This is a genomic window from Pseudomonas sp. G1002, assembly GCF_013385455.1.
Classification (GTDB): Bacteria; Pseudomonadota; Gammaproteobacteria; order Pseudomonadales; family Pseudomonadaceae; genus Aquipseudomonas.
Window position 1 is genome coordinate 140,931 of record NZ_JACAPY010000038.1, and the last position, 14,817, is coordinate 155,747.

The window sequence follows — 14,817 nt, forward strand, 5'->3', positions numbered from 1 at the left end:
TATGCAGTTTCTGACTGAAAGCAAAAAACCCCCGACAACATTGAAGTTATCGGGGGTTTTTCATTTTTCAATAATGGCGGAGAGATAGGGATTCGAACCCTAGGTACCGGTGAAGGTACAACGGATTTCGAATCCGTCCCATTCGGCCACTCTGGCATCTCTCCAACGGCGCGCATCATAACAGCCTGTTTCCTGGAAGCAAAGCGCAAAAGCGATTTTTTTCCGTGCTATCAGATGCTTGCGTCGATTACAGCGGTACGCCGAGACGGTTGGCGACTTCTTCGTAGGCTTCGATAACGTCACCGAGGCCCTGGCGGAAGCGGTCTTTATCCATCTTCTTGCGGGTGTCTTTGTCCCACAGGCGGCAGCCGTCCGGGCTGAATTCGTCGCCCAGGACGATGGAGCCGTCGTGGAACACGCCGAATTCGAGTTTGAAGTCCACCAGCAGCAGGCCGGCGTCGTCGAACAGTTTGCTCAGGACGTCGTTGACCTTCAGCGACAGCTCCTTCATGCGAGCCAGTTGCTCAGCGGTGCCCCAACCAAATGCCACCACATGGGATTCGTTGATGAACGGGTCACCCTTGGCGTCGTCTTTCAGGAACAGTTCGAAGGTGTAGGGATTGAGCTTGAGGCCCTCCTCCACGCCCAAACGCTTCACCAGGCTGCCGGCCGCATAGTTACGCACGACGCACTCGACCGGGATCATGTCGAGTTTTTTCACCAGGCATTCGTTGTCGCCCAGCAGTTTGTCGAATTGGGTCGGAATGCCGGCCGCTTCGAGTTTCTGCATGATGAAGGCGTTGAACTTGTTGTTCACCATGCCTTTGCGGTCGAGCTGTTCGATGCGCTTGCCGTCGAACGCCGAGGTGTCGTTACGAAACAGCAGGATCAAGCGGTTGGCGTCGTCGGTCTTGTAAACCGATTTGGCTTTGCCGCGGTAGAGTTCTTCACGTTTTTCCATGATGGGCTCCGCTTGCTAAGTAGGTGGGCTAGGCGATGTGTCGCCAGTCGAGCCCTGAATCTTGATCGGCCAGTTGCAGCCAGTCCGGGTCGCACCCAAGGGTGTCGACAAAACATTGCCGGGCCAGCTGCGGCAGGTTGTTCTTGCTGCTCAGGTGGGCCAGGACCAGGTGTTGCAGGTCTTGCCAGCCCAACTCATACACCAGGTACGCCGCCTGGTGGTTGTTCAAATGTCCAAACTGCCCGCCGACCCGCTGCTTGAGAAAGGCCGGGTAGTGGCCACGCGCAAGCAGGTCACGGCAGTGGTTGGACTCGATCATCAATGCGTCGAGGTCCCGGTAACCGTCCAGCACCTTGGCGCAGTACGAACCCAGGTCAGTGAGCAGGCCAAAACGCCGTTCACCGTCACTGAATACGTATTGCGTCGGTTCCTGGGCATCGTGGGCCACTTCAATCACATCGATGCTCAAGGCACCGATCTGCAATTGTTCGCCACCGGCCAGCAAACCTGCGGGCTCAATCGGTTTGCGCATCCCGCGCAAGGTGCCGCGACTCAGGTACACCGGAAGATTGTAGCGCCGAGACAGCAAACCCACGCCATGCACGTGGTCGGCATGTTCGTGGGTCACCAGAATCGCGCTCAGCTGCGTGGGGTGAACCCCCAGGCGCAGCAGGCGCCGCTCGGTTTCCCGCAGGGAGAAACCACAATCCACCAGGACGTACGTGTCGTCGTGGGCTACAAGCGTGCCGTTCCCTTGGCTACCGCTGCCGAGAACGGCAAAACGCATCGGATCAGCCCAGGTTGTCCTGAATCACGCCCAACACTTTGCGCGCCACTTCTGCCGGCGCCACGGTGTTGATGTTTTTCTCGACGGTGACTTGCACGCTTTCGCCTACCTTGCTCAAACGAACCTGGTAACGCTCGGCGCGGGTCTCGATCTCTTCCTTGGTCGGCTTGCTGCCGAACAACTTGCTGAAGAAACCTGGCTCGTCGTCTTTCTTCTCGGCTTTTTCGGCCAGGTTGATGTAGTACAGGCCCAGGCTGCGGTTGATGTCTTCAACGCGCCATTCGCCGTGCTCCAGCGCGCGGCCGACACTCGACCAGGCGCGGTCCAGGTCTTCACCCAGGTTGAGCACCACGTTGCCGCTGCCGTCTTCGCTGAGGCTGACGCGGCTAGGTGTGTCAAAGCTACCGGCGGCGAGCAGGGAGACGGAGCCGCCCTTCTCGGAAATACGGCTCATGCTGGCGAGCATTTCGTCGACCAGGGCAGCGTCCACGCCGGTGTTGACCGAGCGTGGGGTGAAGTCGACGTTGGCGGTGCTGCCGGCAGGACGCTCGGCGCTGACTACGTAGACTTCACTGGTGTTGCGTTGCACGCCTGGCTCGATACGCACGCGGATGCGGGCTTCGCTGTCATTGGCTACACCACCGGCCTGCAGGCGCTTGGCCATGGATGCCGACAGTTCGCTGGTGTGCTGCCACGCGGTGGTGAATTCACCGGTCTGCGGGCGTTGTTCGTCAATGCGGAAACCGTTGTCCTGGAAGAACTGGACCGCCACCGGCCAGACTTCGGCAGGTGGGCGCTGGGCCATGACCCAACGGGTGTCGCCGCTCTTCTGCAGGCTGTAGTCGCTGGCGTCGGCCACGGCCGACAACGGCTGTGGACGCGGCACTTCGTATTCACCCTTGACGGTGTCGTCGGCCACGTTGCGCGGAATCGGCAGCAACGGGTCAAGGCGCTTGGCGACATTGACGTCCGACGGCAATTTCATCGGGGCGGTTTGTTGGGCTTCCAGGTAATCGCTACCGCGGTCGCGGAAGTAGCCTTCCGGGCCCCAGATCCAACCGCAGCCACTGGTGCTGGAGATAATCAAGGCAAGTGCGGAAAGTCCGGCCAATCGCTTCATGCGTAGTGCTTCCTCAATTAAACCAGGACGCCGGACTGGCGCAGGGCCTGTCGCAGCGGTTCGTGACAGGCTTCGCTGAGCCAGGTGAGCGGCAGACGGATACCGTCCGGCATCAGGCCCATCTCATGCAGCGCCCATTTCACGGGGATAGGGTTGGATTCGATAAACAGGGTTTTGTTGAGCGGTGCCAGTTGTTCGTGGATCGCCCGGGCCTTGACCGCATCACCGGCAATGGCCGCGGCACACAGCTCGCTCATGGCGCGCGGTGCGACGTTGGCAGTCACCGAGATGTTGCCTTTACCGCCCAGCAGGATCAGCTCGACCGCCGTGGCGTCGTCACCGGAATACACCAGGAAGTCGCTGCTGACGCCGGCCAGGATGTCCTTGGCGCGCTGCAGGTCACCGGTGGCTTCCTTGATACCGATGATGTTCGGTACGGTGGACAGGCGGATCACGGTCTCGGCCTTCATGTCGCAGGCGGTGCGACCGGGTACGTTGTAGAGGATCTGCGGGATATCGACCGCTTCGGCAACGGCGCGGAAGTGCAGGTACAGGCCTTCCTGGGTCGGCTTGTTGTAGTACGGCGTCACCAGCAGGCAGGCATCGGCGCCGGCTTTCTTGGCGTTGCTGGTCAATTCGATCGCTTCGCGGGTCGAATTGGCGCCCGTGCCGGCGATGACAGCAATGCGCCCTGCAACGCGCTTGACCACGAACTCGATCACTTCGATGTGTTCTTCCACATCCAGTGTGGCCGATTCACCTGTGGTGCCGACCGCCACGATGGCGTTGGTGCCCTCTTGCAGGTGGAAGTCCACCAGTTTGCCCAGGCTGTCCCAGTCGAGATTACCTTGTGCATCCATGGGTGTGACCAGTGCCACCATACTGCCCGCAATCATGCAACCGCTCCTGCCGGAAAAAGAGAGCGGTAATGGTACTGGCGCCAAGATGCTTGTACAAGCGAAGTACCGCCTGAGGATGCGTTCTGGATCAACTTAGTTCGCGGCAGCGCCATCATTCTGCCAAAGCGGGGTTTGATGAAGCTGATTACGTAATGAAAACGCCACCTCCTAGCCCTTGGCGATGGTTTTCGCTACCCTTCATCCTTTGATTGATACCGCTTGCATCGTATCGACCGCTCATCGCTTTAGGAAGGCTGCATGTCCACCCCCACAGTCCGCGAACAATTCCTTGTCATCAGTGCCCTTGGCGCCAACCCCATGGAGCTGACTAACGTCCTGTGCCGCGCCAGCCATGAAAACCGCTGCGCCGTCGTGACCTCCCGCCTGACCCGCCATGGCGAGTGCAGTGCGCTGGTCCTGCAGATTTCCGGGACCTGGGATGCCCTGGCCCGCCTTGAAACCGGTTTACCGGGTTTGGCGAAGAAGCATGACTTCACGGTCAACGTGGTGCGCAGCGCCGCTCTGGAGAACCGTCCACAGGCCCTGCCCTACGTGGCCTATGTCAGTTCGGCCTACCGCTCGGACATCGTCAACGAGCTGTGCCAGTTCTTTATCGACCACAACGTCGAGCTGGAAAACCTGACCTGCGACACCTATCAGGCTCCGCAGACCGGCGGCACCATGCTCAACGCGACCTTTACCGTGACCTTGCCGGCCGGCGTGCAGATCAGTTGGCTGCGCGACCAGTTCCTGGATTTCGCCGATGCCCTGAACCTCGACGCACTGATCGAGCCTTGGCGCCCACAGAACCCTATGTAAGGAAGTCTTCATGTCTGTAGTGATCGACCAACCGGTAGCCGACTTCGAAGCCCAGGCCACCAGCGGGCAAACCTTCAGCCTCGCCGGGCTCAAGGGCAAGCAAGTGGTGATCTACTTCTACCCGAAAGACAGCACCCCGGGCTGCACCACTGAAGGCCAGGGCTTCCGTGACCAGCATGCTGCGTTCAAGGCGGCCAACACCGAGGTGTTTGGCGTGTCCCGGGACAGCGTGAAGTCCCACGAGAACTTCAAGGCCAAGCAGGAATTCCCCTTTGAGCTGATCAGCGACAAGGACGAAGCGGTTTGCCAGCTGTTTGATGTGATCAAGCTGAAGAAGCTGTATGGCAAGGAATACCTGGGTGTTGATCGCAGCACCTTCCTGATCGACAAGAATGGCGTACTGCGCCAGGAATGGCGCGGTGTGAAAGTGCCAGGCCATGTGGATGCAGTGCTCGAAGCGGCACAGGCGCTGAACCAGGCTTGATTCACCTGCTGGCTTTGAAATAGCTATCGCAGCCAAGCCAGCTCCCACCTGTGATCATTGTTCGACAGGACAACTCAGTCAATGTGGGAGCCGGGCTTGCCCGCGATGAGGCCTGCACCGGCACCACAAATATCAGAGTAACGGCGCCACCACCGGCTCCTGCCGAGGCCAGGCATCCAGCACCGCCTTGAACAGCGTCGCCAGGGGAATCGCAAAGAACACCCCCCAGAAGCCCCACAACCCGCCAAACAACAACACCGCACAGATGATCGCCACCGGATGCAGGTTCACCGCCTCGGAGAACAGCAGCGGCACCAGCACGTTGCCGTCCAGCACCTGGATGATGCCGTACACCGCCATCAGGTAGATGAACTGATCACTCCAGCCCCACTGGAACAGCGCGATCAACATCACCGGCACCGTCACCACCACCGCGCCAACATATGGCACCACCACTGAAACACCCACCAGCAGCGCCAACAGGGCAGCGTAGTTAAGCCCCAGCGCGACAAAACCGATGTAAGTGACGCCACCGCAGATAAAAATCTCGATAACCTTGCCGCGGATGTAGTTGGCAATCTGCCGGTTCATTTCCTCGGCGACCCGGGTAATCAGCGCACGCTCACGGGGCAGATAGCCACGCACCCAGCGACCGATCATCTCGCGGTCCTTGAGGAAGAAAAACACCAGGATCGGCACCAGTACCAGGTAGATCATGATGTTGACCAGCAGCGGCAAGCTCGAAAGGGAAAAGGTCAGCGCCCACTGTCCGAACTTTCCGATTTCGCCGCGAGCCACCTCAATGGCCTGCAGGACCTGCTCGTCCGACACCAGGTGCGGATAGCGCTCAGGCAACAGCAGCAGCAATGACTGCCACTTGGCGAGCATGCCCGGTAGCTCGTTGAACAAGGTGATCAACTGGTGCCACAGCAAAGGCACCACGATCACGATAAATACCAGCAACAGCCCCATGAACAAGGCAAACACCAGACCCACCGCTGCCCCACCCGGCAAGCGCAGACGCTCCAGGATGGAGACCAGGCCTTGCATCAGGTATGCCAGCACCATCCCCGCCAGTACCGGCGCCAGCATGCCGCCCAAAGTGAGCACGGCCGTAAAGGCAAGAAACAGCAGGACGGCCAGCACCACGGCTTCTTCGTCGGAGAAGTAGCGCTGAATCCAGTCACGTAACACTTTGAACATCAATAAACCTCAGGCGATAAGGACAGCATATTCAAGCGATTCAGGCCTTGCGCAACCAGTAACGATAGACGCCCGCTTCGTCTTCTTCATGCAGCAGGGTGTGGCCGGCCAGCTTGGCAAACGTACGAAAGTCCCGCTGGGAGCCAGCGTCCGTGGCGATCACCTTGAGCACCGCGCCGCTGGCCAGCCGATTGAGCTCCAGCTTGGCCTTGAGCAAGGGCAGCGGGCAGTTAAGGCCACTGGCATCCAGTTCGGCATCGAAGGCTACAGCGTCGGTCATGGTCTAACTCCGGGTGGGCGTCGAGGGCGCTTAGAATATCTGGTCCGAAGCTCAGTGTCCGGCTACAGTAAGCTCTTTGTCGAAAGGCTTTGTGCATGACTTTTTTGCGCCCTACCCTGCTGACGCTGGCTTGCCTGCTTGCCTCTCCAGGCTTCGCCGACGACCTGCCGTCACTTGGCGACGCCAGTTCTGCCATTGTCTCGCCAAAACAGGAATACGATCTGGGTCGGGCATGGCTGGCCTACCTGCGTGGCCAGGTCTCGCAACTCAACGACCCGCAGCTCAAGGATTACGTCGAATCCAGCGTTTATAAGCTGGTGGAAACCAGCCAGGTCAATGACCGGCGCCTGGAATTCATTCTGATCAACAGCCCGCAGTTGAACGCCTTTGCCGCACCGGGTGGCATCGTCGGGGTCAACGGCGGCCTGTTCCTCAACGCCCAGACCGAAGGCGAATATGCCTCGGTACTGGCCCACGAATTGGCTCACTTGTCCCAACGTCACTTCGCACGAGGCGTGGAAGCACAGCAGCGCATGCAGATCCCGATGATGGCTGCGCTGCTCGGCGGCATCATCGCTGCCGCCGCTGGCGCAGGCGATGCGGGCATTGCCGCGATCGCCGGCAGCCAGGCCGCCGCGATCCAGGAGCAACGGCGCTTTTCCCGGCAAAACGAGCAAGAGGCTGACCGCATCGGCATTCTCAACCTGGAGAAAGCCGGCTACGACCCACGGTCCATGCCAACCATGTTCGAGCGCTTGATGCGCCAGTACCGTTTCGATGCCAAGCCGCCTGAATTCCTGCTGACTCACCCGGTAACCGAATCGCGGATCGCCGACACCCGCAACCGTGCGGAGCAAGCCAAGCTGGGTGGCATTGAGGACAGCCTGCGCTATCAACTGATCCGTGCTCGGGTGCAACTGTATTACGAAGACACCCCGGGGCTGGCCGCCAAACGTTTCCAGGCCCAGCTGGATGAAAATCCGAAGAACGATATCGCGCGTTATGGCCTCGCCATCGCTCAGATCAAGGGTGCCCAGTTCAACCTGGCCCGGGAAAACCTCAAGCCGCTGCTGGCCAAGGCGCCCAACGACATCACCTACAACCTGGCGCAGATCGAGCTGGACATGACCAACAATCGCCTGCCGGATGCCCAGCAGCGTACGGACCGAATGTTGACGCAATATCCAGGCAACTATCCGCTGAACCAGGTTCGTGTGGATCTGCTGCTCAAGCAGAACCGCAACGCTGACGCGGAAAAAGCCCTGGAAGGATTGTTGAAGTCTCGCCCGGACGATCCGGACGTCTGGTACCAGGTTGCGGAAACCCGTGGGTTGTCGGGCAATATCATCGGCCTGCATCAGGCCCGGGCCGAGTACTTCGCGCTGGTGGGAGATTTCAAGCAGGCCATCCAGCAATTGGATTTCGCCAAGCGTCGCGCCGGCAGCAACTTCCCGCTTTCGTCACGTATCGACGCACGCCAGCGTGAACTGATCGACCAGGAACGCATGATCAAAGACATGATGGGCTAAACCTTTCAGCCACAAAAAAGCCCCGCTCTCGAACATCGAGAGCGGGGCTTTTTATTGGACTAGCGGATTACTCGGCCAGTTTGAAGGTAATGAAGCTGGCACGCCCCTGACGCAGGACGCGCATCGACACCGAACGGTTCTTCGGCAGCGCCTTGGCGATGTCGGTGAACTCTTTGGTGGAGTTGATAGCCTGGTTGTTCAGGTGGGTGATGACATCACCTGGTTGCAGGCCGATCAGGGAGGCAGGACCGTCCTGGACTTCCTTGATCACTACACCGCTCTTGAGGTCGAAGCTCTTTTTCTGTTCGTCGGTCAACTCGACTACAGCAATGCCCAGGCGATTGCTGCTGCGCTCGGCACCTGGCTTGCTGTTGCCCAGCGCATCCAGCGCCGCGCCTTCTTCCGGGATCGCACCGACGGTCAGTTCGACGTTCTGGCGCTTGCCGTCACGAATCACTTCCAGCTTGGCCTTGCTACCGGCCTTGAGCGCGCCCACCAGGTGTGGCAAGTCCGCAGACATGACGATCGGCTGGCCGTTCATGCTCAGGATCACGTCACCGACTTGCAGGCCACCTTTGGCAGCAGGGCCATCGTCCTGGATCTGCGCGACCAGGGCACCGGCCGGCTTGTCGAGACCGAAGGATTCAGCCAGGTCCTTGTTCACTTCCTGGATCACCACCCCCAGCCAGCCGCGGCTGACTTTGCCACCGGTTTTCAGCTGGTTCGAAACGTCCATGGCCACGTCGATCGGAATCGCGAACGAAACGCCCATGAAACCACCGGAGCGGGTGTAGATCTGCGAGTTGATGCCAACGACTTCACCCGCCAGGTTGAACAACGGACCGCCGGAGTTGCCCGGGTTGATCGGCACGTCGGTCTGGATGAACGGCACGTAGTTTTCGTTCGGCAGGCTGCGACCGATGGCGCTGACGATACCCTGGGTCACAGTATGGTCAAAACCAAACGGCGAACCGATGGCGACGACCCATTGGCCGGCTTTCAGGTCCTGGGATTTGCCCAGTTTCAGCACCGGCAGGTCCTTGCCTTCGATTTTCAGCAGGGCAACGTCGGAACGTGGGTCGGTGCCCACCAGCTTGGCTTTCAGCTCACTGCGGTCCGCCAGGCGCACCAGGATCTCGTCGGCGTCGGCAATCACGTGGTTGTTGGTGAGGATGTAGCCGTCAGGCGAGATGATGAAGCCCGAGCCCAGGGACTGGGCCTCACGCTGGCCGCCACCACCGCCACGCGGCGTGCGCGGCTGGGGCATGCCGCGTTCGAAGAACTCCCGCAGCATCGGCGGCAGGCCTTCCAGGTCGGGCATCTGCTGGTTGGAGACCTTACGATCCGGCAGCTTCTGCGTAGTACTGATGTTCACCACGGCAGGCGACGCCTGCTCCACCAGCTGGGTGAAGTCAGGCAGCTCGGCCGCTTGCGCGGTAACGGCCTGACCCAGCACCAGCACCGTGGCGACTATGGATAGGTAAGACTTCAAACGTGGTATCGACATACAGCTCCCGTTACGACGAGCAGGGTTGAGCGACAGGGTTCAATAAACGCCGAAAAACTGCGACCGACATTTTTGTTCCGCGAACAAAACAAGGCCAGGGCCGTTAAGCCCTGACCTATAAAAAACATAGGGGATATTAGCAAGTGAAAAAAATGATCCAGACATTTCATGCTCTCGGCAGAGGCAGGCATCGACTATCTCCTGCGCAACATTGAAATATCAGGATGAACATAGGATTAACAACTCAAGGCTTGGCGGGCACGGTGCCACTGCGTAGTGACAGCGCAATTCGCTCGGCGGTGCCAATCGGGATCTCGCCGACGACGGTCACCATCACCTCGCCTTCCAGGGTATTCAACCGCCGTGAAACGGCGACTGTCGGGCCCAACTGGGTGCGGGTCTCGTTTACGGTCGCACCGTTAAGCGGCTCCAGGAATACCGAAAAACGCGCCAGACCATCGTCATACATCAGACTGCTGACGGTTACCTTGGTGTGGGAGTCTTTATGGGCACTGCTGTTGACCAGCTGAAAGCCTGGTGGCAACCAGTCGAGGCGCCAATCCTGAGGGATCTCGACCTCCGGGGCCTTGGCGTTGGTCACCGCCACCGGCGTGCATTCGCCACTGGGCTGCAAATCACGATCGTCAGGCACCGATGTATTGAGCTGGGTGAACTGGAAACGCTCCAGCAACTGGCCCTGGTCGTTAAGCAACAATGACTTCAATGGCAGCGCAGTTTCACGATCCAGATGCAGCTCAAAACCATAACGGTATTGATCGCGGGGGGTCACGGAGACGATCACCGCATTCCGACCGGCCACGCGCGATTTGCCGATGACGGCAAGATCGTAGAACGCTTTGAGTTTTTGCGGATCAAGGGTACGCGCAGAGGTATTGGGGGAGCCCCCAAGCCCGGCAACCAGCGTGCCGCTCACGCATTGGGTACGGCCATCGACGCGCAGAACTTCCTGGGCAGAACCATCGAGCTGCAAAAGCCGCTCACGGACCTGACCATTCTGGACACGATGCCAGATGTCATGGGTAGAAAAACTACCGTTACGCTCGTAGATGAAGGTGCCCTGAAAGCTTTGCTGCTGCTCCGCCCGCCCAAGACGCGTCAGCCAGTCTTGGGCTTCATCGGCATGGGCGGGGACTGCAAACCAGCCACTGAGCAAAAGCGCAAGGAGCGGTATGGCGCGCATAAAGCTCCTTGGCGGACTAGCGGTTTTCCAGGCTTGCAGCGCGAGCGTAAGGCAGAGCGCTTTCAGTGCCTTTCAAGGCCGATTCCTGTGCGTGTTGGCGCAGGTAGCCTGGAAGACGCTGATCCTGCCAGCCGGATTGCCCTTGAAGTACACCGTTGGCCATAGGCCCGGTGGTATCGGAGCTTTCCTTGTAGCCGGCCAGTACGGCTGGACCCTTGACCTGCGGGCCGGCCATGACCGGTTGCTGGGTCTGTTGGGCCAGTTCGGCACCGGCGATTTCGTCCTGGTTGTACAGGCGGACACCTGCCAATACAGCGACGGTCACCGAAGCAGCGACTGCCAGACGGCCCAGGCTACGCCAAGGACCGCGAGCAGCTTTTGCCGGAACGGCTTCATCAGCCAGTGCAGCAGAAACGGCCGCAGCAATATCCAGACGAGGGATTAGAAGATCCTTGTGCATCACCGCCCGAGCGACTTGGTAACGAGACCAGGTATCACGGGTTTCGGCATCATCAAATGCATTAAGCACTCGACGAAGTTCCAGTTCATCCGCTTCGTTATCCATCACTGCGGACAGCGATTCCTGCAGGGCATCACGACTCATGGCGGTTCCTCTCTTGGCTGTCGCCGCTGTCTCAGTTTTCCTGCAACAACGGTTGCAGGGCTTTATCGATGGCTTCCCGAGCCCGGAAGATCCGGGAGCGTACGGTACCCACCGGACATTGCATGACGCTCGCAATGTCTTCGTAACTCAGACCATCGAATTCACGTAAAGTTAACGCCGTACGCAAATCTTCTGGCAGTTGTTGAATAGTGCGATGGACGGTTCCTTCGATCTCGTCGCGCAGCAATGCACGCTCCGGCGACTCGAGATCCTTGAGGCCGTGATCACCATCATAAAATTCAGCATCTTCCGAACTAACATCACTATCCGGCGGGCGGCGACCGCGAGAAACCAGATAGTTCTTCGCCGTGTTAATGGCGATGCGATACAGCCACGTGTAAAACGCACTGTCACCGCGGAAATTACCGAGTGCACGGTACGCCTTGATAAAGGCTTCCTGTGCAACGTCCTGCGCTTCATGGGTGTCGTGCACAAACCGCACGATCAACCCGAGAATTTTGTGCTGGTATTTCAGCACTAGCAGATCAAATGCCCGCTTGTCGCCGCGTTGAACGCGCTCGACCAGCTGCTGATCCTCTTCCTGGGTTAGCATGAACACTCCTCGTTGTACTTGAAGGAGGCTTGCATAACTAATCGATCAGGCTTGCAAACATAGACTCGGACTTTTCGCAAAAGTTCTCCCCCTCCAAGCAAGTTTCCGGCGCGCACTGATTTGGCACACACGAAAAACGCAGCGCGGGCAATGCCGGCTGCGCGAATAATCTGTCGCCAGTTTCCTGACGCGCCTGACACAGACGCGGCTCAGCAAATCCAGCGTGTTCCCAGCTTTCGGGCATCCTGCTATTGAGTCGGGGCCTATGCAAAAAGTTCCCATCCCAATCGCTGTCCGTTTCATGAAAGCCGTGCAGTTCGTTGCCCGTAGTCTCACAATGCCACGAATGCCCGGCTATTGTGCCGCTCCCCCCCTCTATATACTAGTGGGCCGTGTCACCCTTTGATTCGCCGATCCAGGCGTCCTGTTTGCGCCCCCTACGGATCGCTTTTTGCGGAATCCTTCAAATGAGCCAACAGTTTCAACACGATGTCCTGGTGATTGGCAGCGGCGCCGCGGGCTTGAGCCTTGCACTGACCCTGCCGGGCCACCTGCGCATAGCCGTACTGAGCAAGGGCGACCTCGCCAATGGCTCGACGTTCTGGGCCCAGGGCGGTGTCGCCGCGGTGCTCGATGACACCGACACCGTGCAATCCCACGTCGAAGACACCCTGAATGCCGGCGGCGGCCTGTGCAATGAAGAAGCGGTGCGCTTCACCGTCGAGCATAGCCGCGAAGCCATCCAGTGGCTGATCGACCAGGGCGTGCCCTTCACCCGCGACGAACATTCCGGTACCGACGACGGCGGCTTCGAGTTCCACCTGACCCGCGAAGGCGGCCACAGCCATCGGCGGATCATCCATGCCGCCGACGCCACCGGCGCCGCGATCTTCAAGACCCTGCTCGCCCAGGCCCGGCAACGCCCCAACATCGAACTGCTGGAACAGCGGGTCGCCGTCGACCTGATCACCGAAAAGCGCCTTGGCCTGCCGGGCGAACGCTGCCTCGGCGCCTACGTGCTCAACCGGGCCAGCGGCGAAGTCGACACCTACGGCGCGCGCTTCACCATTCTCGCCTCGGGCGGCGCAGCGAAGGTCTATCTCTATACCAGCAACCCCGACGGCGCCTGCGGTGACGGCATTGCCATGGCCTGGCGTTCGGGCTGCCGGGTGGCGAACCTGGAATTCAACCAGTTCCACCCCACTTGCCTGTATCACCCGCAGGCCAAGAGCTTCCTGATCACCGAAGCCCTGCGCGGCGAAGGCGCACACCTGAAGCTGCCCAACGGCGAACGTTTCATGCAGCGCTTCGACCCACGAGCAGAACTGGCCCCGCGGGACATCGTCGCCCGGGCCATCGACCATGAAATGAAGCGCCTGGGCATCGACTGCGTCTACCTGGACATCAGCCACAAGCCCGAAGCCTTCATCAAGACCCATTTCCCGACGGTCTACGAGCGCTGCCTGGCGTTCAATATCGACATCACCAAGGGCCCGATCCCGGTCGTCCCGGCGGCGCACTACACCTGCGGCGGCGTGATGGTCGACCAGAACGGCCGCACCGACGTGCCCGGCCTGTACGCCATTGGCGAAACCAGCTTCACCGGCCTGCACGGCGCCAACCGCATGGCCAGCAATTCGTTGCTGGAGTGTTTCGTGTACGCCCGCTCCGCCGCCGCCGACATCCTTGAACAGCTGCCGCGCATCCCGGTGCCGGCCGCCCTGCCCCGCTGGGACGCCAGCCAGGTGACCGATTCGGACGAAGACGTGATCATCGCCCACAACTGGGACGAGTTGCGGCGCTTCATGTGGGACTACGTGGGCATCGTGCGCACCAACAAGCGCCTGGCGCGGGCGCAGCACCGGGTTCGACTGTTGCTGGATGAGATCGACGAATTCTACAGCAACTATAAAGTCAGCCGCGACCTGATCGAGCTGCGCAACCTGGCCCAGGTGGCGGAACTGATGATCCGCTCGGCCATGGAGCGCAAGGAAAGCCGGGGATTGCATTACACCCTCGACTACCCGCAAATGCTGCCCGAAGCGCGCGACACTATTCTGGTGCCAACCACCTACGGCGGCTGAACTTCAAGCGCACCCGCAGGCGCCGATGCACATCGGTAGCCTGCGAATCCCGTGGCACGCAGATCGAACGCACCCGCCAGTCACCCTGCACCCGAAAGCGCAGCACCACGATCAACGGCAACGCCAGGCTGTCGGGGCGCAGTTGCACGCTGTGCCAGCCACGCGCGGCGCTCCACAACTGCCAGCCATCCTCGTCGCGACGCAGGCCACGGATCGACGAACGGTGAGTCAGCAGGATATGACGCGGCAATACCCAACCGGCATGGGCCAGGCACAACAAGGCGCCAAAGGCTCCGAACCACGGGGACACATCGAGAAACCACAGCGCACCCAGTGCGAACGCCTGGGCGAAAAGATAAGCCGCCAGCAACTGCCCGGAGGCGTGCCAGCGGCATTCGAACGTATTACTTGGGCTGGACACGATCCAGAATCATCCGAACCATGCGCTGCAGCTCCGGGTCTTCCGATTCGGCGCGTTCCATGAACCAGCCGAACATGTCCTGATCCTCGCATTCCAGCAGCTTGCGGTAGCAGTCGCGGTCGACGTCGTTGAGGTGCGGATAGACCTCCCTGACGAACGGTACCAGCAACACGTCCAGTTCAAGCATGCCGCGTCGGCTGTGCCAGTAGAGGCGATTGAGTTCTACATCTTCGACCATGGAGCGCTCCTCAAATAGAGCGCAAGTATACAGGCCGAAGCTGCCTGGAACAGTCGGCTTTGGTCGG

Annotated in this window: 16 protein-coding genes and 1 tRNA gene; 4 read left to right on the forward strand and 13 right to left on the reverse strand. The window is 59.9% G+C overall.

What is annotated here, in order from left to right:
- Positions 1-74: 74 nt before the first annotated feature.
- From HX801_RS25565 to dapA, 5 genes are all read right to left on the reverse strand, one after another.
- A tRNA-Ser gene (locus HX801_RS25565) sits at positions 75-164 on the reverse strand.
- An 83-nt stretch (positions 165-247) separates the two neighbouring features.
- The gene (gene purC, locus HX801_RS25570) at positions 248-961 is read right to left on the reverse strand and encodes a phosphoribosylaminoimidazolesuccinocarboxamide synthase (RefSeq protein WP_003211975.1); all 714 of its coding nucleotides are present in this window, start codon (positions 959-961) and stop codon (positions 248-250) included.
- A gap of 28 nt (positions 962-989) precedes the next feature.
- Positions 990-1,748: an MBL fold metallo-hydrolase gene (locus HX801_RS25575; protein WP_008437853.1), complete on the reverse strand. Its 759-nt coding sequence runs from the start codon at positions 1,746-1,748 to the stop codon at positions 990-992.
- A 4-nt stretch (positions 1,749-1,752) separates the two neighbouring features.
- The gene (gene bamC / locus HX801_RS25580; protein ID WP_102604223.1) at positions 1,753-2,868 is read right to left on the reverse strand and encodes an outer membrane protein assembly factor BamC; all 1,116 of its coding nucleotides are present in this window, start codon (positions 2,866-2,868) and stop codon (positions 1,753-1,755) included.
- Between the two features lie 17 nt (positions 2,869-2,885).
- Positions 2,886-3,764, reverse strand: a complete 879-nt coding sequence (gene dapA, locus HX801_RS25585) for a 4-hydroxy-tetrahydrodipicolinate synthase (RefSeq protein WP_003211981.1) — start codon at positions 3,762-3,764, stop codon at positions 2,886-2,888.
- A gap of 261 nt (positions 3,765-4,025) precedes the next feature.
- Between dapA and HX801_RS25590 the strand changes: the two genes are divergently transcribed.
- Both HX801_RS25590 and HX801_RS25595 read left to right on the forward strand, forming a co-directional pair.
- On the forward strand, positions 4,026-4,586 hold the full coding sequence (locus HX801_RS25590; RefSeq protein WP_003172487.1) for a glycine cleavage system protein R: 561 nt from the start codon (positions 4,026-4,028) through the stop codon (positions 4,584-4,586).
- A 10-nt stretch (positions 4,587-4,596) separates the two neighbouring features.
- Entirely contained in the window at positions 4,597-5,070 is a 474-nt protein-coding gene (locus tag HX801_RS25595) for a peroxiredoxin (RefSeq protein WP_003211984.1), read from the forward strand.
- A gap of 132 nt (positions 5,071-5,202) precedes the next feature.
- Here the strand turns inward: HX801_RS25595 and HX801_RS25600 are convergent, their stop codons facing one another.
- Together HX801_RS25600 and HX801_RS25605 are read right to left on the reverse strand one after the other, a co-directional pair.
- Positions 5,203-6,273, reverse strand: a complete 1,071-nt coding sequence (locus HX801_RS25600; RefSeq protein ID WP_003211986.1) for an AI-2E family transporter — start codon at positions 6,271-6,273, stop codon at positions 5,203-5,205.
- Between the two features lie 40 nt (positions 6,274-6,313).
- Positions 6,314-6,553: a sulfurtransferase TusA family protein gene (locus tag HX801_RS25605; protein ID WP_003211989.1), complete on the reverse strand. Its 240-nt coding sequence runs from the start codon at positions 6,551-6,553 to the stop codon at positions 6,314-6,316.
- A gap of 95 nt (positions 6,554-6,648) precedes the next feature.
- Between HX801_RS25605 and HX801_RS25610 the strand changes: the two genes are divergently transcribed.
- Positions 6,649-8,082, forward strand: coding sequence for a M48 family metalloprotease (locus HX801_RS25610; protein ID WP_087692605.1), 1,434 nt, complete (start codon positions 6,649-6,651; stop codon positions 8,080-8,082).
- Between the two features lie 67 nt (positions 8,083-8,149).
- Here the strand turns inward: HX801_RS25610 and HX801_RS25615 are convergent, their stop codons facing one another.
- From HX801_RS25615 to rpoE, 4 genes are all read right to left on the reverse strand, one after another.
- Positions 8,150-9,589 carry a DegQ family serine endoprotease gene (locus tag HX801_RS25615; protein WP_003211993.1) on the reverse strand — a complete coding sequence of 480 codons (1,440 nt, stop codon included), beginning with the start codon at positions 9,587-9,589 and terminating at the stop codon, positions 8,150-8,152.
- Between the two features lie 244 nt (positions 9,590-9,833).
- Positions 9,834-10,790, reverse strand: coding sequence for a MucB/RseB C-terminal domain-containing protein (locus HX801_RS25620; RefSeq protein ID WP_003211995.1), 957 nt, complete (start codon positions 10,788-10,790; stop codon positions 9,834-9,836).
- Positions 10,791-10,806: 16 nt separating this feature from the next.
- Complete coding sequence (locus HX801_RS25625) at positions 10,807-11,394, reverse strand: sigma-E factor negative regulatory protein (protein WP_003172479.1); 588 nt, start codon at positions 11,392-11,394, stop codon at positions 10,807-10,809.
- A 31-nt stretch (positions 11,395-11,425) separates the two neighbouring features.
- The gene (gene rpoE, locus HX801_RS25630) at positions 11,426-12,007 is read right to left on the reverse strand and encodes an RNA polymerase sigma factor RpoE (RefSeq protein ID WP_003172477.1); all 582 of its coding nucleotides are present in this window, start codon (positions 12,005-12,007) and stop codon (positions 11,426-11,428) included.
- A 467-nt stretch (positions 12,008-12,474) separates the two neighbouring features.
- Here rpoE and nadB point away from each other — a divergent pair, with 467 nt between their 5' ends.
- Complete coding sequence (gene nadB / locus HX801_RS25635) at positions 12,475-14,091, forward strand: L-aspartate oxidase (RefSeq protein WP_003211997.1); 1,617 nt, start codon at positions 12,475-12,477, stop codon at positions 14,089-14,091.
- Here the strand turns inward: nadB and HX801_RS25640 are convergent.
- Both HX801_RS25640 and HX801_RS25645 read right to left on the reverse strand, forming a co-directional pair.
- Positions 14,060-14,512, reverse strand: a complete 453-nt coding sequence (locus tag HX801_RS25640; RefSeq protein WP_008437845.1) for a protein YgfX — start codon at positions 14,510-14,512, stop codon at positions 14,060-14,062. The two genes, nadB and HX801_RS25640, sit on opposite strands and share 32 nt — an antisense overlap.
- Positions 14,496-14,750: a succinate dehydrogenase assembly factor 2 gene (locus tag HX801_RS25645; protein ID WP_003212000.1), complete on the reverse strand. Its 255-nt coding sequence runs from the start codon at positions 14,748-14,750 to the stop codon at positions 14,496-14,498. Before HX801_RS25645 ends, HX801_RS25640 begins: the two co-directional genes overlap by 17 nt.
- Positions 14,751-14,817: the final 67 nt, after the last annotated feature.